Annotated in this window: 16 protein-coding genes; 13 read left to right on the top strand and 3 right to left on the bottom strand. The window is 72.0% G+C overall.

From position 1 onward, the window contains the following. Positions 1 to 183: 183 nt before the first annotated feature. From JQN83_RS03600 to JQN83_RS03585, 4 genes are all read left to right on the top strand, one after another. Positions 184 to 987, top strand: a complete 804-nt coding sequence (locus JQN83_RS03600; RefSeq protein WP_208565547.1) for an HAD family hydrolase — start codon at positions 184 to 186, stop codon at positions 985 to 987. Between the two features lie 312 nt (positions 988 to 1,299). Next, entirely contained in the window at positions 1,300 to 2,193 is an 894-nt protein-coding gene (locus JQN83_RS03595; protein ID WP_208565546.1) for a hypothetical protein, read from the top strand. After that, on the top strand, positions 2,190 to 3,554 hold the full coding sequence (locus tag JQN83_RS03590; RefSeq protein ID WP_208565545.1) for a methyltransferase: 1,365 nt from the start codon (positions 2,190 to 2,192) through the stop codon (positions 3,552 to 3,554). Before JQN83_RS03595 ends, JQN83_RS03590 begins: the two co-directional genes overlap by 4 nt. Next, positions 3,449 to 4,081, top strand: a complete 633-nt coding sequence (locus JQN83_RS03585) for a TetR/AcrR family transcriptional regulator (protein WP_208565544.1) — start codon at positions 3,449 to 3,451, stop codon at positions 4,079 to 4,081. The genes JQN83_RS03590 and JQN83_RS03585 overlap by 106 nt, the downstream gene beginning before the upstream one ends. A gap of 131 nt (positions 4,082 to 4,212) precedes the next feature. Here JQN83_RS03585 and JQN83_RS03580 read toward each other — a convergent pair whose 3' ends face one another. Further along, entirely contained in the window at positions 4,213 to 4,959 is a 747-nt protein-coding gene (locus JQN83_RS03580) for a Fic family protein (RefSeq protein WP_208565543.1), read from the bottom strand. A 214-nt stretch (positions 4,960 to 5,173) separates the two neighbouring features. Between JQN83_RS03580 and acs the strand changes: the two genes are divergently transcribed. The 8 genes from acs (at position 5,174) to JQN83_RS03540 (ending at position 17,891) form a co-directional block, all read left to right on the top strand. Further along, the gene (acs, locus tag JQN83_RS03575) at positions 5,174 to 7,138 is read left to right on the top strand and encodes an acetate--CoA ligase (RefSeq protein ID WP_208565542.1); all 1,965 of its coding nucleotides are present in this window, start codon (positions 5,174 to 5,176) and stop codon (positions 7,136 to 7,138) included. Between the two features lie 386 nt (positions 7,139 to 7,524). Beyond that, positions 7,525 to 8,049: a helix-turn-helix transcriptional regulator gene (locus tag JQN83_RS03570; protein WP_208565541.1), complete on the top strand. Its 525-nt coding sequence runs from the start codon at positions 7,525 to 7,527 to the stop codon at positions 8,047 to 8,049. Positions 8,050 to 8,302: 253 nt separating this feature from the next. Further along, positions 8,303 to 9,205 (top strand): C39 family peptidase, encoded by a 903-nt coding sequence (locus JQN83_RS03565; RefSeq protein ID WP_208565540.1) that lies wholly within the window; start codon positions 8,303 to 8,305, stop codon positions 9,203 to 9,205. A 29-nt stretch (positions 9,206 to 9,234) separates the two neighbouring features. Beyond that, positions 9,235 to 10,470 (top strand): hypothetical protein, encoded by a 1,236-nt coding sequence (locus JQN83_RS03560; protein WP_208565539.1) that lies wholly within the window; start codon positions 9,235 to 9,237, stop codon positions 10,468 to 10,470. A 216-nt stretch (positions 10,471 to 10,686) separates the two neighbouring features. After that, complete coding sequence (locus JQN83_RS03555) at positions 10,687 to 13,482, top strand: immune inhibitor A domain-containing protein (RefSeq protein WP_208565538.1); 2,796 nt, start codon at positions 10,687 to 10,689, stop codon at positions 13,480 to 13,482. Positions 13,483 to 13,853: 371 nt separating this feature from the next. After that, positions 13,854 to 16,247: an immune inhibitor A domain-containing protein gene (locus JQN83_RS03550; protein ID WP_208565837.1), complete on the top strand. Its 2,394-nt coding sequence runs from the start codon at positions 13,854 to 13,856 to the stop codon at positions 16,245 to 16,247. 185 nt (positions 16,248 to 16,432) lie between these two features. Beyond that, a complete protein-coding gene (locus tag JQN83_RS03545) occupies positions 16,433 to 16,816 on the top strand; it encodes a hypothetical protein (protein WP_208565537.1) in 384 nt (127 codons plus the stop codon). A gap of 142 nt (positions 16,817 to 16,958) precedes the next feature. Then, positions 16,959 to 17,891, top strand: coding sequence for an alpha/beta fold hydrolase (locus JQN83_RS03540; RefSeq protein WP_208565536.1), 933 nt, complete (start codon positions 16,959 to 16,961; stop codon positions 17,889 to 17,891). Between the two features lie 186 nt (positions 17,892 to 18,077). Here the strand turns inward: JQN83_RS03540 and JQN83_RS03535 are convergent, their stop codons facing one another. After that, the gene (locus JQN83_RS03535) at positions 18,078 to 18,443 is read right to left on the bottom strand and encodes a UCP033725 family protein (RefSeq protein ID WP_208565535.1); all 366 of its coding nucleotides are present in this window, start codon (positions 18,441 to 18,443) and stop codon (positions 18,078 to 18,080) included. Beyond that, positions 18,440 to 21,337, bottom strand: a complete 2,898-nt coding sequence (locus JQN83_RS03530) for an SseB family protein (protein ID WP_307798972.1) — start codon at positions 21,335 to 21,337, stop codon at positions 18,440 to 18,442. Before JQN83_RS03530 ends, JQN83_RS03535 begins: the two co-directional genes overlap by 4 nt. A 153-nt stretch (positions 21,338 to 21,490) precedes the next feature. On the opposite strand from JQN83_RS03530, the gene mycP reads away from it, so the two are divergent. After that, positions 21,491 to 22,711 (top strand): type VII secretion-associated serine protease mycosin, encoded by a 1,221-nt coding sequence (gene mycP / locus JQN83_RS03525; protein WP_208565534.1) that lies wholly within the window; start codon positions 21,491 to 21,493, stop codon positions 22,709 to 22,711. Positions 22,712 to 22,735: the final 24 nt, after the last annotated feature.

Raw genomic sequence — 22,735 nt, 5'->3', positions numbered from 1 at the left:
AAGTCTGCCCGAGCAGACTGTTCACGTCGAGTGGTGTTGACCCCACTCCCTGCGAAATTATTACCGCAGCGTGTGACTGCGGTCACGTTGAGCATTCGCGGCCCGGGTACTCCCGCAGGTCGGGTGAGGTATTGACCCCGGGGCACCCGCCGACCCCGCATCGTCGGACTAGACTTGCGCGCCGTGGGCCGAAGTGCCGCTTTTTTCGATCTGGACAAGACCGTCATCGCCAAGTCGAGCGCCTTGGCATTCGGTCGGCCGTTCTACCGGGACGGGCTGATCACACGACGGGACGTCGTGAAGTCGGCGTACGCGCAGCTGATGTTCCGGCTGGGCGGCACCGACGAGCAGACCATGGCCAGGACCAGGGATTATCTCGCCGCGCTCTGCAAGGGCTGGCGGGTGGAGCAGGTCCGTCAGATCGTCGCGGAGACCCTCCACGAGCTGATCAACCCCTACGTGTACGCCGAGGCCGCCGTGCTGATCGAGGAGCACCAGGCCGCCGGGCGGGACGTCGTGCTGGTCTCCGCGTCGGGCGAGGAGATGGTCCGGCCGATCGGCGCGTTGCTCGGGGTGACCGACGTGATCGCCACCCGGATGAGCGTGCAGGACGGCCGCTACAGCGGTGAGGTGGAGTTCTACGCGGCCGGTCCGAGCAAGGTCGAGGCGGTCACCGAGTTGGCCGCCGCCCGGGGCTACGACCTGGCCGACTCGTACGCCTACTCCGACTCGTACAGTGACCGGCCGTTGTTGGAGTGCGTGGGTCATCCGAGCGTGGTCAATCCGGACCGGGCGTTGCGCCGGCTCGCGGTGGAGAACGCCTGGCCGGTGCTGGAGTTCCGGCATCCGATCCCGCTGGGCCGGCGGCTGCGGGAGCGCCCGGCGGTCCCGGTGGCCGCGGCGGCGCTCGGCGTCGGCGTGGGGGTGGCGATCGGCATCGCCTGGTACGGCCGGCACCGCCGCACCCGCGCCGTACAGGCCGCCTGACGACCCGGGCCACCCCGCCCGCCCCGACCAGCCCTGGCCTCGCCAGCCCGGGCCACCTGGCGAGGCGTGCCGCGCCGGCCCGCTGACCCGACCGACCCGCGCCACCCCGGCCGCCCCTCGCCGTCGAGGCACACTGGCCGGTCCCGCCGTCACTGACCGCACCGCCCGACGCAGGACGCCGGCGTGAACAGCCGCACCCGAGGCGACGACCGCACCCACCACCGGCGCGACCCCTGCGTACCCTCGATTGAGCGATCGCTCAAATGAGCCTATGCTCGATTTTGAGCAGGTGCTCAAAACCGGGAGGTAGCAATGAACGAGCAGGATCGACCGCCCCGCCGGACCGCGGCGAACTGGGTGCTCGCCGGCCTGATCTTGGCCTTCGGCATGATGGTGTTCGTCGCCACCGTGCTCGACGGGCGGGCTGACAGCGCCCTGCTGTTCGTGGTGCTCCCGACGGCCCTCGCCGCCGCACTCGCCCTGCTGCCCGGTCGCACCGCACACGGCCGGGTCTTCGTGATCACCACGGTCGCCCTGCTGCTGGCGGCGGTCGCGCTGCACGAGGGGGCGATCTGCGTGATCCTCGCCGCCCCCCTGGTCTACGCGGTGTCCCACGGGACCACCGCCCTGATCCGCGCGCTGCGCGACGCCTCCCGCCCGTACGCCGTCATCGCGGTGCCGTTGCTGCTCCTGCCGGGGCTGGAGGGCAGCGGACCGGCACCCCGGATCGCACCCGACCAGTCCGTCGAGGTGGTCCGGGTGGTGGCCCTGCCGGCCGACCAGGTGGCCGCCCGGCTCGCCGCCGGCCCCCGCCCCGTACCGGTGCGCTCGGTCCCGCTGCGGCTGCTCGGTGTGCCCACGCCCGGCCAGGTCAGCGGGGACGGGCTCGACCCGGGCGACAGGTGGATGTTCGGCTACCACGGCAGCGCCCACGGCCCCGGCGGTCACCTCCTCGCCGAGGTGGAGACGGTGGGGGTGCAGCGGGTCGGGTTCCGGTTCGTCGAGGACAGCTCGATCACCGCGCGCTGGTTCCGGTGGCGGCACGCCACGCTGAGCTGGCGGGCTGTCGACGAGCGGCACACCGAGGTGCGCATCCGGGTGGACTACACCCGGGGGCTCGACCCCTCCTGGTACTTCGGGCCGATCCAGCAGGTCCTGCTCGGTGCGGGCACGGGACACCTGCTGGACATGATGACGCTGCGATGATCGCCGCCCGCTACCTCAGCCTCGCGGTGCCGCTGCTGGCCGTGCTCGCCGCCGCCCGGGTCGACCGGAGCCGCGCCGGTCGGGCGGCGGCGCTGCTGGCCTTCCTCGCCGTCGGCATCGGCATCGCCGCCCTCGACGAGGTGGCCCGGTGCACCGGCTGGTACACGTTCACCCCGGTGCGGGGGAGCTACCGGGGGATGCCGGTCGACCTGTGGATCGGCTGGGCCGTGCTCTGGGGTCCGCTGCCCGTGCTGCTGCGCCGGAGCCTCCCGGTGCCGGTGGCGCTGGGCCTGCTGCTCTGGATCGACGCGGTGGCCATGCCCGCGCTGCACCCGCTGGTCCGGCTCGGCCCGCACTGGCTGGTCGGGGAGCTGGTCGGGCTGCTCGTGGTGGCCCTGCCGGCGCAACTGCTCGGCCGCTGGTGTGCCGACCGGCGACACCTGGCGGCGCGCACGCTGCTCCAGGTCGGGGTCTTCACCGCCCTGCTGCTGTGGTTCGTCCCCGGCCTGGCCTTCGAGGTCGGCGACGGGTCCTGGGCGACGGTGACCGAACTGCCCCGGCCCGTCCTGCTGCTCCTCGCCCAGGTGGCGCTGGTGCTGGCCGCCCCGGCGCTCGCCGCGGTCCGCGAGTTCGTCACCCACGGTGGCGGCACGCCGTACCCGTGGGACCCGCCCGTACGGCTGGTCACCACCGGGCCGTACGCCTATCTGGCCAATCCGATGCAGACCTGCGCCGTGGCCCTGGTGCTGCTCACCGCCGCGCTCACCCGCAGTTCCGCGCTGGTGCTGGCGGCGGTGGTGGCGGTCGCCTTCAGCGTGGCGGTGGCCGGACCGCACGAGGAACACGACCTGGCCGACCGGCACGGTGGGGCGTGGCACGCGTACCGGCGTCGGGTCCGGGACTGGTGGCCGCGTTGGCGGCCCTACCAAGCGGGACCGGCGGCGGTGCTGTGGCTCGACGACGACTGCGGCGCGTGTGCCGCGACCTTGCGTTTCCTTACCCGCCGCCACCCGGTGGGCCTGCGGACAGGTCCCGCCAGCGCCGCGAAGGAGGTGCTGTGGCGGGCGGAGTACACCGACGGCGGCGGTCGGCCGGAACGGGGGGTGGCCGCCGTCGCCCGCGCCCTCGGGCACCTGCACCTCGGGTGGGCGGTGGTCGGCTGGATCCTGCGGTTGCCCGGGGTCGGTTGGCTGGCGCAGCTGGTGACCGATGCGATGATCACACCGCCGCATCCGGCGGGCCCACGAGGAGGACGATGTCCGGCACCAAGCAGCGCCTCCTGGACGGCGCCATCACCGCCATCCGTACGCACGGCATCGCCGGTGTGTCCGCCCGCACCATCGCCGCCGCCGCCGGGGTGAACCAGGCGCTGGTCTTCTACCACTTCGGCACGGTCGACGACCTGCTGACGGCGGCCTGCCGGGCCAGCACGGCCGACCGGCTCGCGCACTGGTCGGCCCGGCTGGCCGGGGTGGGCTCGCTGCGGGAACTGCTCACCGTCGGGCAGGAGCTGCACGAGCAGGAACGCGAGCTGGGCAACGTCTCCTTCCTGGCCCAGATGCTGGCCGGGGCGCAGACCGACGAGCGGCTCGCCGCGCCCACCGCCGCCGCGCTCCAACTCTGGGTGGACGAGGTCGAGTCGGTGCTGCGCCGGCTGCTCGCCGGGTCACCCTTCGCCGAGATCGCCGACGTGCCCGGCCTGTCCCGGGCCGTCTGCGCCGCGTTCGTCGGGCTGGAACTCTATGACGGGGTGGACCGGGCGGGCGTGCGGCAGGCGATGTCGGCACTCGACCAGCTCGCCGTGCTCATCGAGATCGTCGACGACCTCGGACCGGTCGCCCGGCGGGCGCTGCGCTCCCGGGTGAACCGGGCCGCCCGCCGGGACTGACCGCGCACCCGGCACCGGTCGGGTGGGGCGCGGACGGCCACCGGGTCAGGCGGCGGCGGTCGGGTGGGGCGCGCAGAGGGCCACCGGGTCAGGCGGCACCGCTCGGGTGGGGGGCGCGGACGGCCACCGGGTCAGGCGGCGGCGATGATCTCGTCGCCGACGGCGGTGAGCTGGTCGGCGCCCACCTCGACCGCGCTCAGGTAGTGCCGCAGCCAGGAGCGCAGGCCGTCCGGGGTGCCGGTGGCGAAGGCCCCGGCCGCCCCGACGTACTCCGGCTCCCGCTCCCGGTGGCCGACGTCGACAGCGACCAGGCCACGCGGGTCGAACCCCCGGGACATCAGCACCAACCGGGCGGCGGCGCGGGCGACCACCCCGGACGGGCCGGCGAAGGGCCGCAGGTTGAGCAGCTCGCCGTGCACCACGGCGGCGAGAACCAGCGGGGAGACCGTCGTCCCGCCGGCGACCAGCCCGGCCAGCCCGTCGAGCCGGGCGGCCACCACCGGGTCGGCGACCGGACGCCCCAGCTCGGCCTCGGCGACCACGTCCCGGGCGGCGAGCACGTGCAGCCGGGCCAGCGCCTGCCGGGGGGCCTTCGGCCACAGCTCGGTCAGCCCGGGCAGCGCCCCGGCCACCCGTAGCGCCCCCTGGAGCACCGGTTCGGTGACGGTGCCGGCGCGGACCGCCTCGCGCTCGTGGTCGTACCCCTCCAGGGCGGCGCTGGCCACCGCGCAGCGCAGGCCGACCTCGGCCGCGACCTGGCCACCGTGGCGGCGCAGCGCGCGGTGCCGCATCGCCTGGTCGACCCGCTCGCGGGCCCGCTCGACGGCGGGGGCGATGTCGGCGAGCGCGAGCAGGGGCGCGAGCGGGTCGGTGGTCACTCCGCCACGCTAGCGACCGGGTGACTCCGGCCGGACGCCACCCGCCGCCGGGCCGTCGAGTCCGATCCTGATCAGGTCGGGACGGGTGGGCCGTCGAGCGCGCCGGGACGGCCGCTGAGCGCGCCGGCCGGCACCGGGGGTGTCGCGGTCCCGAGCTGCCCGGACTAACCTCGGCCGGGTAGAGACGCAGGTCACCCGACGAAGGAGTCACCGCATGAGCGAGGCCTTGGCCAACCTGCTGAACGAGACGCGCCAGTTCCCGCCGCCGGCCGCACTCGCCGCCCAGGCCAACGTCACCGCCGACGCGTACGACGAGGCCGGCGCGGACCGGCTCGCCTTCTGGGAGCGGCAGGCCGGCCGGTTGGCCTGGGCCAGGCCGTGGGACGAGGTGCTCGACTGGTCGAACCCGCCGTTCGCGAAGTGGTTCGTCGGCGGTCAGCTCAACGTGGCGTACAACTGCCTGGACCGGCACGTGGAGGCCGGCAACGGCGACCGGGTGGCGATCCACTGGGAGGGCGAGCCGGGCGACACCCGCACCCTCACCTACGCCGACCTGCACCGGCTGACCTGCCAGGCGGCGAACGCGCTGACCGACCTGGGGGTGGTCGCCGGTGACCGGGTGGCGATCTACCTGCCGATGATCCCCGAGGCGGCGGTGGCGATGCTGGCCTGCGCCCGGATCGGCGCGACCCACAGCGTGGTCTTCGGCGGTTTCTCCGCCGACGCGCTGAGCAACCGCATCTCCGACGCCAGCGCCAAGGTGGTGATCACCGCCGACGGCGGCTACCGACGGGGCAAGCCGTCGGCGTTGAAGCCGACCGTGGACGAGGCGGTGGCGAACTGTCCGTCGATCGAGCACGTGCTGGTGGTCCGGCGCACCGGCGAGGAGGTCGCCTGGTCGGCGAAGGACCACTGGTGGCACGAGGCGGTGGAGGCGGCGTCGGCGGAGCACGTCGCGCAGCCGTTCGACGCCGAGCACCCGCTGTTCATCCTCTACACCAGCGGCACCACCGCCCGCCCGAAGGGCATCCTGCACACCACCGGCGGCTATCTCACCCAGGCCGCGTGGACGGCGCACGCGGTGTTCGACCTGAAGCCGGAGACCGACGTCTACTGGTGCACCGCCGACATCGGCTGGGTCACCGGGCACTCCTACATCGTGTACGGGCCGCTGGCCAACGGCGCCACCCAGGTGATGTACGAGGGCACCCCGGACACCCCGCACAAGGGCCGGTTCTGGGAGATCGTCGACAAGTACAAGGTCAGCATCCTCTACACCGCGCCGACGCTGATCCGCACCATGATGAAGTGGGGCGACGACATCCCGGCGGGCTTCGACCTGTCGTCGCTGCGCCTGCTGGGCAGCGTCGGCGAGCCGATCAACCCGGAGGCGTGGATGTGGTACCGCCAGCACGTCGGTCGGGGTGAGCTGCCGATCGTGGACACCTGGTGGCAGACCGAGACCGGCGCGATCATGATCTCCCCGCTGCCCGGGGTGACCGCGACCAAGCCGGGCTCGGCGATGACCCCGCTGCCCGGTGTCGTCGCCGACGTGGTGGACGACCAGGGCCAGTCGGTGCCCAACGGCGGCGGTGGCTACCTGGTGCTGCGTGAGCCGTGGCCGTCGATGCTGCGCACCATCTGGGGTGACGACAACCGGTTCATCGAGACGTACTGGTCCCGGTTCGAGGGGATGTACTTCGCCGGTGACGGGGCCAAGAAGGACGACGACGGGCACATCTGGCTGCTCGGCCGGGTCGACGACGTGATGCTGGTGTCCGGGCACAACATCTCCACCACCGAGGTCGAGTCGGCGTTGGTGTCGCACCCGTCGGTGGCCGAGGCGGCGGTGGTCGGCGCGACCGACCCGACGACCGGGCAGGCGATCGTCGCGTTCGCCATTCCGCGCGGCACCACCGACATCTCGGGTGAGGCGGGCGAGCGGCTGATCACCGAGCTGCGCAACCACGTGGCCAAGACGCTGGGCCCGATCGCCAAGCCCCGGCAGATCATGCTGGTGCCGGAGCTGCCGAAGACCCGCTCCGGCAAGATCATGCGCCGGTTGCTGCGGGACGTGGCGGAGAACCGTTCGCTCGGTGACGTCACCACGCTCCAGGATTCCTCGGTGATGGAGCTGATCTCCTCCGGGCTCAGTGGCGGGAAGTCCGACGAGGACTGACCACAGCCCTGCCCGTCGGTGGGTGCCGGTCCGCGCGGACCGGCACCCACCGCCGTTTCTACGCCTGGCTGCGCGCTCGGACGGGGCAGCGCACGGGGAACCGCCCGTGCGACAATCGTCACCGTCAAGGTACGAGATTGCGCAGGACCGTCGAGCACCTGACCGAGCTATTGGATAGTTTGCCTACACGGGGGTGATGGCATCGATGTGGCGTTTTCGATCAGAGACTGAACGTCCTCCGGAACACCAGGCCGGCTGCAGGTTGCAGCAATAGCGACAGAAGCGCCGAACGAGATCCCGTTCCGCGTTCTTTCGATCGAGTTCAATCCGACGGTGAATACCGACCGTCGGATCGGGCTGCCGTGTTCCTATTCAGAGGACGACCGATGATTCAAATCTCAGTTCTCGGCGGCGATCCGGCTTTCCGGCGTGTCGTCGGCGACCTGCTCGGCTCGGCCGGTCTGACCGTCACCCAGCCGGCACCGGCCACCGACCCGGGCGGGTTGCCGCGCAGCGGCTCCGCCGGGGCCCAGGCTGACGCAGCGGGGAGTCTGCCCGCCGGGCACTGCCTCCTGCTGGTCACCGGCGCGGCACCGGACGAGCAGGACGGTGTCCACGACCTGGTGACCATGCTGGCCGGGCGTGGACCGGCCGACACCGTCCCGACACCCGTCGACCAGCCCACGCCGGGCACCGGGCAGCGCGACCCCGGGCCTGGCCGACAACGACTCTCCCAGCGGGAACGTGAGGTTCTCGACTGCATCGCCAACGGGCTCACCCACAACCAGACGGCAGCTCGACTGCGGGTGAGCGTGCACACCGTCAACACCTACGTCAAGCGACTCAAGGCGAAACTCGGACACGGCAACAAGGCGTTCCTCACCCGGGCGGCGCTCGCTTCTCAGCCCTGAGGCGGTGCGCCTTTGCGCGTACCGATTCGTGACGTTGTTTTCGCCGTGGTGAACGTGTTTCTTCGCTGGACGCGGTAGTCGTTGGGCCGCCTTTCCACTACCAAGGCGACCCTGTCCCCAGAATGCGGGACAGGCGGATCCGTCGCACCGTTATTACGATTCGACCCAGCCGCACCGAATCGATTCTGTGAACCGCCGGAAAGGCTGGGCGGTTCACCCTACCCACATTGTGGAGGATCACTTGAAGACAGCGATGACGAGCTACCGGCGCGCTGCCGGCGGTTTCGCCGCCCTGATGATCGGGTGCGCCGTCGCGCTCACCGCCCCCACCTCGGCACTGGCCGAGGTGATCGACCCCGACCAGCCGTACAACGGCATCGAAGGCAACTTCACCGGCGGTGACGTCACCGATCCCTCGATCGAGCAGCCGACGGACAGCCAGACGTCCCTCAAGATCCAGCTGTCCCAGGAGTACTACGCGGTCAACTTCCAAGGGGCCGATCCGACCCAGCTCAACATGCTCGAAGCGGACTACGTCGCCCAGTACGGCGACTCCGGCTACGTCGATCCGGGAGACGGTGCCGGTCTGCGCACCACAGCGGCCAGCAGCCGCATCCTGGGTCTGAGCCAGACCGGCCAGAGCAAGGGATACTACTGCGGCCCAGCCTCGGGTTACATGATCCTCCGTTACCTGCACGGGACCGGGTTCAAGAGCAAGTACAACGGGGCCAGCCTCTCCCAGCCCAACCTGGCCACCAGCTCGCACATGGCCACCGAGGCGAACGGGGCCACCACCTGGACCAGCAAGCGGTTCGCCACCGGCATCAACCGCTGGCGCGGCTTCAACTGGTACGTGCAGGTGCCCAAGCCCAGTGGTTCGCTGCTGGTCGCCGTCTTCGCCCACAGCATCGGCGGTAACGGCATGCCGATCGGGGCCGACACCGTGGAGTTCGCCGGCGGATCGCACTACAACGGACACCCGACCAACAAGACGATCGGTCACTGGATCGTCGGATTCGGTTACACTGCGTCCGGTCAGACCTCAAGCTGGGCCGACCCGGCGACCACGGTGTGGTCCGCCACGAAGCCATCGTTCAGCTACAGCACCTCAAGCTTCGCAACCCGCTTCCTCCAGTCCAACGGGATCGTGTACTGACCGTGCGACGAACACTGACAGTGGCGCTGTTGCTCCTCGCTGTCGGTGGCTGCGACGACGAGCAGGGGGTGGGCTCGCCCGGACACCGGGACGCGCCCACCCCCGGCATCTCGGCGAGCGGCTCCGCCAGCAGCCCTGGGGCCTCCTTCCGGGTCCGGTCCCGGTACGCCACGACCGACGCGGTCGACGCCGTACCGGGCCGCGAGTTCCGGGTCAGCTTCAGCCTGAGCGGCACGACGGCGCCCGGGCGTACCCTCAACCACCTGGGCCTGACGCCGGACGGGCAGATGATCACCGCGGCCAACCCGGCCGCCACCACCCGCAGCGGCGAGGTGGTCATCGGCCAGAGCCAGGTGGGGCTCTACGCAGGCAGCCGAGTGCGCGGCATGTCCCCCGCCCCGCACGGCGCGGCCCATCAGGCCATCTACGGGGACGCCGACGAGCGGACCGTGGCCTGGCTCGAGACGACCAGCACCGACATGTACCAGATGGACTGGCGGGTCTACGGCTTCGACCGGGCTGCTGGCCGGACGGTGCTGCTTGGCGATTCCGCAGCCGTCTCCAAGGGCAGGAAGATGCCCATCCCACCCGGTTCGTCGATGCTCTCGGTGGGCACCGACCGGGTCTACTGGACCACGGCCGTCCCCACCACCGGTCAACCCGAGTTCGGTGCCCAGGTCCTGGGCAGGTCCGTCACCGGGAGCCGGGCGGCGGAGGTGGTGGCCGAGCGCGCGAAGCTCCCCGCTGCGGCGGGCAGCGACCTCTACTACGTGCGCTCGGCGGACGTGTCCCCCGGCTTCCCGGCGGACCGGTACGAGATCCGCAAGGTGACCGGTGGCCGGGACGACCTGCTCACCACGGGCCCGCTGGCAAAGGAGCAGCAGGTCACCGCCCTGACAGCGGAGCCCGGTCGGGTTGCCTGGATCGTGTCGGCCCCGGCACCGGAGCCGAACGCGTCGCTGTTCGTCCTGGACACCGCCACCGGAGACGCCACCGAGGTCACACTCGGTGACGACGGCACCTCCATGACGCTGAGCTCCTCCCCGCGCTACGTCTGCTGGAGCAACGGCAGCGGCGGTGGCGATGCCGGGCAGTACGCCCTGGACGTCAGGACGCAGCGGCTCTGGCGGCTCGGCGAAGCACCCGGGTTGAGCCTCGTGTTCGCCGCAGGTAACTACGTCGCCTGGTCGAAGCTCGGCGCGGAGCCGCAGAAGCCGGACCAGAACTCCCTCACGGTGGCCAGACTGGCGGCCACCGGCGGCTGACTGTTCCGCCACACCGGACGGGCCGACGGCGTGTCCGGTGTGGCGGGTGGGAGCAACCGGAACCGGCTGATCGGTCCGGCCCCGGTGGCTGGGCGGACGGAGAACGGTCGAGCCCCTTGCCAGGTATTGATGAATATGCTTACTTTGCCTCTCATGAGCGCCGGCCTTTCAGGTCAGGCGCTCCTTCGCCCTCACGCCCTCATGACTTGGAGCGGCATGAACATTGTCCCGCCAACCGGCGCACGCCGACGCCTACTCGTCGCGTTGCCCACCCTCGCCCTCGTCGCCGCGTCACTGACCGTGACCGGCAGTGCGGCGGCCCAGCCCGCCGGGCCGGCCACACCGACCCGGATCGGGGCCGACGAGCACTACCTCAACTACGCCGAGCCGGAGGTGCAGCCGGACACCGCGGGTAAGGAGGTCCGGGGCGCCGACGGGATCCGCACCCCGGCGGCGGACGAGGCCCGCGCGTACGACCGCAAGTTCGCCGGCGGCAACCCGGTGGCCGCCCGGGAACTGGCCCGCAACGAGGCGCGGGCGATCCGCACCGGGCAGAGCCCGCGCGCGTTCAAGAAGGCCAAGAGCACCCAGACGGCCAAGCTGCTCACCCTGCTGGTCGAGTTCAACGACCAGGCCAACGACGACTTCACCGGGGTGATGGTCCCCAAGACGGTCTTCGAGGACCGCACCTGCGTGCCCGGCACCGTCCAGAACGGACCGAAGCACAACACCATCCCCAACCCGGCGACCCTGCCGCACGAGGACAACAACTCGATGTGGGTGCCGGACTTCTCGCCCGCCCACTTCGACAAGATGCTCTACACCAAGCAGGGCATCACCGAGCGGGTGCGTAAGGACCTCAAGGGCCCGGACGGCAAGAAGGGCATCGACCTGTCCGGCCGCACCATGCACAACATGTACCTGGAGATGTCCAAGGGCGCGTACACGGTGGACGGGCAGGCCAGCCCGTGGATCACCGTGCCGCACTCGGAGGGCTGGTACGCGGCCTCGCGCTGCTTCCAGGACGAGACGGGCGCCTGGGTCGCCGGTCGGCAGCAGGCGATGAACGGCCACCCGGACAACCCGCAGGGCGCGGGGCGGCTCGCCACCGACGCGATCGACGCGCTGGCCGCGGCCGACCCGAACTTCCCCTGGGCCGACTACGACATCGAGGACCAGGGCGACCGCGACGGCGACGGCAACGTCAACGAGCCGGACGGCGTGATCGACCACCTGGTGCTGGTGCACGCCGGCCAGGGCAAGTCCCGTGGCGGCGGCGACCAGGGCGTGTACGCGGTCTGGGCGCACTCCTCCACGGTCGCCGGTGGCTACACCATCCCCGGCACGAACCTGAAGGCGTCCAACTACATCGTGCAGCCGGAGGACGCCGGGGTCGGCGTCTTCGCCCACGAGTTCGGTCACGACCTGGGCCTGCCGGACCTCTACGACACCTCGGGCAACGCCGACTCGGACGTCGACTTCTGGGACCTGATGGCGTCCGGCTCGCACACCGGTGAGATCTTCCAGGCCCTGCCGACGCACATGGGCATCTGGGACAAGTGGGTGCTGGGCTGGGCCGATCCGCTCACCATCGCCCCCGGCACGCGGACCCGTACGGCGTCGCTCGGGCAGACCTCGCGGACCCCGGTGGGCACCCAGGACGGCATCAAGATCGACCTGCCGGACAAGGTGGTCACCCTCGCCCAGCCGCACAGCGGCACCGGGATGTGGTACAGCGGCGCCGACCAGGCCTGGGCGGACGTCAAGCTCAGCCGGCAGGTGGCCGTCCCGGCCGCCACCGACGCGAAGTTCTGGATGTGGAACAACTACGTCATCGAGGAGGACTGGGACTACGGCTTCGTCGAGGTCTCCACCGACGGCGGAGCCACCTGGGCCGAGCAGAAGGTCTACGACGCGGCCGGGGCGCTGGTCTCCACGAACGACGGTTACGCCGACCCGAACGGCCGCATGGTCGACTTCGGTAACAAGAAGTACGGCCTGACCGGCAGCACCGACGGCTGGCGGCACGACTGGATCGACCTGTCGGCGTACGCCGGCACGACCGTGCAGGTGCGGCTGCGGTACGCCACCGACGAGGCGTTCCAGGAGCGGGGCTGGTTCGCCGACGACCTCTCGGTCACCGGCGGTGGGGCCACCACGTTCAGCGATGACGTCGAGGGCGGCACGAACGGCTGGACGCTGACCGGTGGCACCTTCACCGACACCACCGGCGCGGGTTGGCACATCGACCCGGGCACCCAGGTCAAGGCGCAGTACTACCTGGCCGAGTGGCGCAACTTCGACGGCTTCGACATGGGCCTGAAGTACGCCTACGACACCATCTACTCGCACGAGGCGTGGAAGGTGGACCGGATCTCGTACAACGCGCCGGGGATGCTGGTCTGGTACCGGGACACGATGCTGGGCGACGTCAACCACGTCACCGGGCAGATGACCGCGCTGCCCAGCTACGGGGCCAAGGGCGGACTGCTGATCGTGGACTCGCACTACGATCCGCTGCGGCGTACCGGTGAGGCGGCGGAGAAGGACCCGTCGGTGCTGGACAACCTGCCGAGCCGGCCGCAGTCGGCGAACGCGGCGTTCTCGCTGAACCCGACGTACCCGTTCACCGAGTGCCTGGAGGCGGCGGACGAGCCGTACAGCGCGTACTGCACGAAGTTCCCGCGGCAGCACCCGGTGTCGGGCTTCAACGACGCCAAGGGCTGGTACCCCGGCATCGAGATGCGCGACGGTGCGCCGTACGCCCGGGACAACGACGCCTCGGTGGTGCTCCCGTCGCGGGGCAACAAGCCGTACACCACCCGGGTGGTGAACCCGGACGGCACGCCGGCCACCGAGTTCTACGGCGTGACGCTGGGCGGTGGGGCGATCGTGCTCGGTACCGGCAACCCGTCGGACTCGAAGGTCCGCAACGGGGTCTCCATCAAGATCGAGTCGGCCGCGCCGGACAACTCGTACGCGGTCGTCCGGATCACTCCGGCGAAGTACTGAACCCTGCGCCGGGTAAATCCGACGATGCGGCGGTAAGGGTCAGCAACTGACCGTTTTGGTGAACAGTGGGCCGGTGGCGGAGATGCCGCCGGCCCACTGTTTCACGCATCGCAGCAATCCAATCGAAATACATCACTGCGATTCCCTGCCGGGGCGTCCGCGCTGCTCATGACCGTTGATGAACATGCGGTGTGTGACGGTGAAAAGCGATCTCATCAAAATCTTGCAACAAATCGACGCGTACATCTTCCCACCCGTCCCGGCAGTGTCTATGTTCACCATGGGTCCCACTAGTGGGACGTTCCATGCCGGCCCGTACCCCCGTTGGGTCGGTTCCCTCACACCGGAGGTACCACGTGCGCAAAGTCGCAGTGGGTCTGCTCGGGCTCTCGCTGACGGCGACAGGTCTGGTGACGGGTACGTCCGCCAGCGCTGCGCCGACGCCGAAGCTCCCGACGGCCGCCCCGTCGATCGCGGAGCCCGCCAACGCGGACCACGATCTGCCCAACCCGCTCGAGACGAAGCGGCGGGCACTGCGCCAGGAGGGCCTCAGCGAGGTCCTCTCGGGTAAGGTCAAGGCGCAGAAGATCAACGGCAGCACGGTCGTCAAGGTTGGCAAGACCCAGGCTGCGGGGCGGAACAACGCCCGGACGACGGCTTCGGGCGTCGCCCAGACGCAGGACCAGTACGTCGAACTGGGCCGCGAGAAGACCGACAAGATCTTCGTCATCCTCGCCGAGTTCGGCAACGAGCGGCACCCGAGCTACCCGGACCAGGACACGGCCCCGGCCGTCCCCGGCCCGACCCGGTTCGACGGACCGCTGCACAACGAGATCCCGGCGCCCAACCGGGCGGTGGACAACTCCACCGTCTGGCAGCCGGACTACAACGCCGACTACTACCGGAAGATCTACTTCGGCACCGGTCAGGGTGACGAGTCGCTGAAGCAGTACTACGAGGCCCAGTCCTCGGGTCGCTACAGCGTCGACGGTGAGGTCACCGACTGGGTCAAGGTGAAGTACAACGAGGCCCGGTACGGCCGCTCCAACGGCTACCCCTGCGCCTCGAACGTCTGCAACAACACCTGGAACCTGGTCCGGGACGCCGCCAACCAGTGGGTCGCCGACCAGAAGGCGGCCGGCCGCACCGACGCCCAGATCGCCGCCGACGTCAAGTCGATGGACGAGTGGGACCGGTACGACTACGACGGCGACGGCAACTTCAACGAGCCGGACGGCTACATCGACCACTTCCAGATCGTCCACTCCGGCGGCGACCAGGCCGACGGCGACCCGATCCAGGGTGAGGACGCCATCTGGAGCCACCGGTGGTACGCCTTCGCCTCTGACCAGGGCAACACGGGCCCGTCGACCTTCCCGGGCGGCGGCACCCAGATCGGCAACACCGGCGTCTGGATCGGCGACTACACGATCCAGCCGGAGAACGGTGGCCGGAGCGTCTTCTACCACGAGTACGGTCACGACCTCGGTCTGCCGGACGACTACAACGTCATCAACAGCGGTGACAACAACAACGAGCACTGGACCCTGATGGCCCAGAGCCGGCTCGGTGCCAAGAACGACCAGGGCATCGGCGACCGGGGCGGCGACCTCGGCGCGTGGAACAAGCTCCAGCTCAACTGGCTCGACTACGAGGTCGTGGTGGCCGGCCAGCAGAAGACCCTCAACCTGGGCCCGCAGGAGTACAACTCCGACAAGGCGCAGGCTGCCGTGGTCGTGCTGCCGCAGCGGGAGTACAGCTTCCAGAACGGCAAGCCGTTCGAGGGGACGAAGCAGTTCTTCTCCGGCAACGACGACGACCTGAACACCACGATGACGCGGACGATCGACCTCACGGGGAAGACCAGCGCCGCGCTCACCATGAAGGGTCGTTACTCGATCGAGGCGGACTACGACTACCTCTTCTTCGAGGCCAGCACCGACGGTGGCCAGACCTGGTCCACCCTGCCGGGTACCGCCAACGGCAAGGCCCTCAAGGAGATCTCCCCCGGGCGCTTCGCCCTGGACGGCTCCAGCAACGGCCAGTGGGTCGACGTCAACATCCCGATGAACGCGGCGGCCGGCAAGGTGGTGCAGTTCCGGCTGCGCTACCAGACCGACGGCGGTGTCTCCGAGGGCGGCTTCTACGGTGACGCGATCACCATCACCGCCGATGGGCAGACCGTGCTCACCGATGGTGCGGAGGCCGGTGCCGCCGGCTGGACCCTGAACGGGTTCAGCGTCGTGGCCGAGACCTACATCCGCAAGTTCGACAACTACTACATCGCGGGCAACCGGTCGTACGTGTCGTACGACCAGTACCTCAAGACCGGCCCGTACTACTTCGGTTACGCGAACACCCGACCGGACTACGTGGACCACTACGCGTACCAGGAGGGTCTGCTGATCTCTTACTGGAACCTCCGGTGGGCCGACAACGACACCTTCGACCACCCGGGCGAGGGTCGGAACATGATCATCGACGCGCACCCGGAGCCGCTGTACAACCTGACCGGCGCCCCCTGGCGGGCCCGCGTCCAGGTGTACGACGCGCCGTTCAGCCTGAAGAAGGCGGACTCGTTCACGCTGCACATCAACAGCGTGCCGCAGTACGTCCGTGGTCAGGCCGCGCAGCCGCTGTTCGACGACACCAAGCAGTACTGGTACCCGGAGCTGCCGAACCACGGCGTCAAGCTCCCGGCCACCGGCACCAAGATCCGCGTGGTGGAGCAGAACGGCACCTCGGTGAAGGTTCGCTTCTCCTGATCCGCTGATCAGCGCACCATCCGCTGTACCCGATGCCCGGGCAGGTCTCCTGCCCGGGCATCGGCCCGTTCCGGGCAGGTCGCTGTCAGCCACCCCGGCTCCGGGCGAGGGGTGCCGGCCCACCGACGACGTGGCACGCTGGCCGTGCGCGTACCCACGTCGGGTGCGCCGGGAACGGAGGCACCGTGACCGACGACCGGACCCCGACCACCGACCCGTCGCCCGGCACCCGGGCGTCGGACCCCGGCCCGGGTGGGGCCCCGCCCGCCGGCCGGCCGACGCCACTCTCCGCCACCCCGCCGACCCTGCGGCGGCCCGCCGCGCCCCCACGTCACCCCACCGACCAGCGCCGGGCCGACCGGCTCGCCGGCCGGATCACCCGCGGCGGCGACGGCCCCTGCTACGGCCTGGTCACCGACGACGGCCGGGAGTACGCGCTACACGGCACCGGCCTGGGCACCTTCGCCACCGGCACCACCGTCCTGGTCACCGTCGGGCCGGCCGATCCGGCCGCCACCTGCGGTCCCGGCATCCCGGTGGGCATCGTCGCCATCAACGTGGTCCGCTGAGCCCACTCAGCCCGACCGAGCACTGCCGGCGGCCCGATTCCACCCGATCCGACCGCCCCGGTTGAGCCCGCTCAGCCGGTTCGGCCGCGCCGCCCGGGTCGGCGGGGCGATCGACCGGTGCCGAGGTCCTAGGCTGTGCCCCATGACCGAGCAGCGTGGCGGGCCCGTCGACGAGTCCTGCGTCCTCACCGAGGGGCCGTGGACGCACCGGTTCGTCGGCGCGAACGGCAGCCGGTTCCACGTCGTCGAGGCGGGCACCGGCCCGATGGTGCTCTTCCTGCACGGCTTCCCCGAGCACTGGTGGGCCTGGCACACCATGCTCCCCGCCGTCGCCGACGCCGGCTTCCGGGCCGTCGCGGTGGACCTGCGCGGCTACGGCGCCAGCGACAAACCCCCCCGGGGGTACGACGGCTACACCCTCGCCGCCGACGTCGCCGGCCTGATCCGCGCCCTCGGGGAACGCTCCGCCACCGTGGTCGGCGCCGGTTCGGGCGGACTGATCGGCTGGACGGCCGCCTCGTTCCACCCCACCCTGGTACGCCGGCTGGTGGTGCTCGGCGCACCCCACCCGCTGCGGCTGCGCGCGGCCATCTTCGCCGACCCGCGCGGCCAGTTCGCCGCCTCCACCCCGGCGCTGAAGTTCCAGCTCCCCCGGTACGAACACGTGCTCACCCGGGACGACGCCGCCGAGGTGACCCGGATGCTGCACCGCTGGGGTGGGCCCCGCTGGGTGGCCGGCCCGGAGTTCGACGGTTACGCGCAACGCTGCCGGGAGGCGATGCTGATTCCGCAGGCCGCCTTCTGCGCCCTGGAGGGCTACCGGTGGGCCTTCCGCTCGGTGCTGCGGCTACACGGCTACCGCTTCGTCCGGCTGATGCAGAAACCCCTGGTCACCCCCACCCTGCAACTGCACGGGGCGGCCGACGTCGCCTCCCTGCCGCGTACCGCCCAGGGCTCCGGCCGGTACGTCAGCGCCCCCTACGAGTGGCGGCTGCTCGACGGGGTGGGCCACTTCCCCCACGTGGAGGCCGGGGACGTGGTGCTCGGCGAGATCCTGCGCTGGACCAAGTCCTGACCCGGCCCGTACCCGGTCGACGACGGTGAGCGGGCCACCCTCACCGCCGGCCACCCGCTGCCGACGGTCACGAGCGCCGTGTCGACGGATCCGCTGCCGGCTGGCCCGCTGCCGGCTGGCCCGCTGCCGGCTGGCCCGCTGCCGGCTGGTCCGCTGCCGGCTGGCCCGACGACCGTGGGCCGAGGGTCAGACCCGCTGTTCGCGCAGGTCGACGACCTCGGCGGCCGGTGCCCAACCCTGGTAGACGCCGAAGTCGAAGACCTCAAGCCCCATCGCCTGCGCCACCGGCCAGCGACCACCGGTGTACTCGACCCGCAGCCAGCCGTCGTGCTCACCGAGCACGATGAACGGTTGCCCCTGCCAGGTGCAGGTGGTCCGCACGTACGCCAACTTCTCGACCTCGCCGGCCGGGACGACCCGCACGTACCGGCCGGGGCGTACCTCCTCGAAGCCGTCCGCGGGCTCCGGCTGGTAGATCCGTACATGGTCGCCGTCCGGGCTGACCTGGTATTCCCGGCCCTGCCAACGGGCCACGTAGCCGTCGCGCATCACGACTGCCCCACCCGTCGCCAGACCAGCGCGTCGGTGTCCAGGATGGCGATGACCCCTTCGGTGCCCTCCGCGCCGATCCGCCAGAGCTGCGCCCCGTGCGGCAGCCGGGCACTGTCCACCTTGAACTCAGCCACCACGTCGCTGCTCTCCCCCGGGGCGAATCCGTTGCCCCGGAACGGCGCACGTTCGATGACCCAGCCCTCCATGGCCCGCATCGCCGCCTCGTTCTGCCCGCCGTACGGGATGCGGTAGAGGCTCGGCCGGTACGCCGGCCAGCGCAGCACGTAGGCCGCCTCGGCGTCGCGGGCGAAGGGGGAGCCCGGGTAGCCCAGTCCCAGGGCGTCGTGCAGCTCCGCCGGGGTTGTCAGGTGGGCCAGTTCACCGGCCCGGTGCACGAAACCGGAGACCCGGTCGTAGCCGCGTTCCAGGTAGTAGGCGAGCTGGCTCGGGGCGATCGCCTTCTGCATCACCACCGGGCGGGACGGATCGGTGGCCGGCGGGGCGTACCGGGTGCGTTCGGCCGGCGCCTCGGCGGCGGCCACCGGCTCCAGGTCCGCCTCGTCGCCCAGCCCGACCTCGGCCGCCCAGCTGGCCAGGGCGACGATCTGCTCGCCGGGGAGCTTGGCCCCGACCGGGGTGCCGGGGTTGACGGCGAACGCCCAACTCGGGTCCGGCCAACACCGGATCAACTGCACGAAGCGCACCTCGATCGTCTCGACCGGTGGTACGTCGTGCTCGGCCAGCCGTTCCGGTGAGGTGTAGACCACCACGAACGTCTCGCCGTCCGTGGTGCCGGTGCGCCACGCGAAGCCGGGCTCGCCGGGCCGGCTGCCGGTCACCGAATCGGGATTGACCGGCAGCAGCACCCGGGCCAGCAGCAGGGTGGAGAGGAAACCGTCGGTGCTGCCGGCACCGGCGGCGTCCAGCAGGTTCTCCTCGACCTCGTTGGCGGGCAGGAACGACTCGTCGACGGCGGCGACGGGCGGGGCTGCCGGGGCGGCGACGGGCGGGGGCGTCGTGGCGAACCCGGCCGACGCGGCGGTGACCGGACCCGGGTCCACCGCCGCAGCCACCGGGACGGCAGCGGGCCCCGCCGCCACCTGCGATGGAACCGCCTTCGCGGCCCGTTCGGAGGCCGGAGTCCACAGGTCGTCGGAGGCGGGCCGGGTGGCCGCACCCGTGGCGGGCGTCGGGGAGGTCGACCCGGCGACTGACGCCGAGGGGGTCGGCCCGGCGGCGGAGGGCTGAACGGGTGGCGCGGGCGGCCCGGCGTTCCCGTTGAGGTTGACCGTGTCCTCGGCGACCGGGCCGCCCGCAGCCGCCACCGGGCCGAACGACGGCCCAGGGGCCACCGGCGACGCGGGAGCCGCCACCGGGGCCACCGGCGGCGCGGGAGCTGGCGCGGGCGCGACCGGCGGCGCGGGAGCTGGCACGGGCACGACCGGCGGCGCGGGAGCTGGCGTCGGGACGACCGGTGGGGTCGGGGCAGCGGCCGGAGCGGGGGCGACGGGCAGGTCGCGAGACTCCAGGATCACCCCCTCTATCACGATGGGCGTGAACCCCCGGCGCGACGCCGGCGGCCCGGAGACCGGTTCGGCGGCGGAGGGCGGCACCTCCTCCGCCTCGTCCGGCACCGGACCGGACGTGCCATTCGCGGCGGGCATACCGTTCGCAGCGGGCATGCCGTTCGCGCTGGCGAACATGTCGGCCCTGCCGCCGGACGGGCCGGCAGGTGGCGGCTGCCGGATGCCCGCCGACGCGTCCGGGGCCGGCTGCCGGCGGGGTAGGGCCTGGGTCGCCTCTGCGGCAGGCGGCCCCACCCGGAAGGCCCGGGTCGGCTCCTCGGCCAGCGGGTCGGGTTGACGGCCGGCGGCCGCCGGCCCGTTGCCCGGAGCGGGGCGGGACGGCTGGCCGGGCGGGCCGACCTGGAACGCCCGGGTGGTTTCGTCCTCGACCGGTTGGGCGGGCGCCGGACGACGCCGGGGGAAGGGCTGACCACCCATGCCGGGCCGGGCCGGTGGCGTCGCCCGTTCGCCGGAACGCAGCGGGTTGTCCCGCGGTGACCGGGAGGCGCCCCGGGCGGCGGACGGTTCGAAGAACGAGGTACGCCCGTTGGTCGGACCGGCGGCTTCCTCGCCCAGGAGGCGGCGGCGGGGGACCGTGGACCAGCCGCCGTTGTGCTGGCCGGGTGCCGGAGCGGGGTCGGGGGACGCCGGGCCGGCGGACCGGCCGTGATCGGGCGACCCGGCAGCGACGTCGCGTGGGCCACCGGGCGCGGCGACCGGATGACCCCGCTCGTCGGTCAGCGACGCACCCTCCGCCGGGCGGGCGGCACCACCGGCGGGTGGTACCGAGGCTGCTGAGGGGACCGGGCGGGGCGGGGCCCAGCCGGCGGGGCCGGCGGAGAGGTCGGCGGTCGGTTCGACGTCGGACGTCCCGTCGGCCGGGAGCCAACCCGGCGTCCGGTCGGGCTCCTGGCGGGACCGCACGCCCGGGGCGCGACCGGGCAACCGCACGTCGCCCCGGGAGAGCTGGGACACGAACCACGCAGGCAGGTAGCCCTCGATCGGCAGCCCGGGATTCACCGCCAGCCACCACTCGTGGTTGGGCCACTCGACGGCCAGGTCGGCGTAGCGGCTGCGCCGGCACGGACCGGCGGAGGCGCCGAGGCAGGCGTGCATGGCGGCGGCCGAGGTGAAGGCCAACACGTGGGTCCGGCCACCGGTGGTCCAGGTGCCCCAACCCATCGGCGTCGCCCCGGCGAGAGCCTGGCCGGAGACCGGAAGGAAAAGGTCCGTACCAGCCAGAATCCGGAAGTAGCGTTCCTGGTCGCTGGCGCGCAGCGCGTCACGCATCGCCGTCTCGGCCTCGGTAGCCGGCTCCCAGTCGGTCACGGCCACCTCTCCTCCCGGATCAGGCCACAGGCGTCGCGTACAACCTACAAGGTGAAAACAAGATCACAATAAGTCGGTCACCGGCCGGCCGACCTGGTAGCTGACCAGGCACTAACATCGCGTTACGGAGTCGACACGATACGGAGGCGGTCGATGCCCCGACCCGGCAGCCGACAAGCGCCCACCATTCTGGCGGCGGCCCTGCTCGCCGCGCTGCCGGCGGTCACCGTGTCGTCGGTCACCCCGGCCCACGCCGCCCCGGCCTGCGCCACCGCGCCCGCGCCGGCCAGGCCGGTCGCCGCCCTCCCCTGGCCCCAGCGACGGTACGCCCCGGAGCGGATCGCCCCGCTCGCCACCGGCACCGGCGTCACCGTCGCGGTGATCGACTCGGGTGTCGACCGGCGGCACCCCCAGTTGCGGGGCCGGGTGCTCGACGGCGCGGACTTCCTCGACCCGGGCGGCGACGGCACCCGCGACTGCGCCGGTCACGGCACCGGAGTGGCCAGCATCATCGCCGCCGGGGAGGGGGCGGGGGTGGCCTTCCGCGGGCTCGCTCCCGGGTCCCGCATCCTGCCGGTACGGGTGAGCGAACAGCAGGTCGTCGAGGGGCGCGAGTCGGGGCGTACGGTCAGCGCCGCCGACTTCGCCCGGGCCGTCCGCTGGGCGGTGGACCACGACGCCGACGTGCTCAACCTCTCCGTCGTCCTGTACGCCGACAACCCGGCCGTGCGGGACGCCATCGACTACGCGGTCCGGCGCGACGTGGTCGTGGTGGCCGCCGCCGGCAACCTGCACGACGGTGGCGACCCGCTGCCCTACCCCGCCGCGTACGACGGGGTGCTCGGTGTCGGTGCGATCACCCCGGCGGGCACCCGCACCTCGTTCTCGCAGGTCGGGACGTACGTCGACCTGGTCGCCCCGGGCAGTGAGGTGTTGATGGCCGCGCCGGGGCAGGGCCATCAACGTGCCGAGGGGACCAGTTACGCCGCCCCGTTCGTGGCGGCCACCGCGGCGTTGCTGCGGCAGTACCGGCCGGAACTCAGCGCCGCCGAGGTGACGCGCCGGATCGTGGGCACCACCGATCCGGCGCCGGGCGGGCGGCGGGGTGGCTACGGGGCCGGCGTGCTCAACCCGTACCGGGCGGTCGTGGAGACCGGCACCGGTCCCGGGCCGGCCGCCCGGTCGACGCTGGCGCTGCCGGCGGAGCGGGCCGACCCGGCGCTGCTGGCCCGGCAGCACCGCCGGGCGGCGGCCCGGGACCGGGCACTGCTGGTCGCCACGGTCACCGGCGGGGCGCTCGCGGTGGCGGTGCTGCTGGCGGTGGTGCTCCCCCGGGGCGGCCGCCGACGCTGGCACCCGGCCAGGTCCGCCTGACGGCAGTGCCCGGCCGGATCCGCC

The organism is Micromonospora antibiotica (genome assembly GCF_017599305.1).
Lineage (GTDB): Bacteria > Actinomycetota > Actinomycetes > Mycobacteriales > Micromonosporaceae > Micromonospora > Micromonospora antibiotica.
This window is presented reverse-complemented; position numbering and strand designations above follow the sequence as displayed.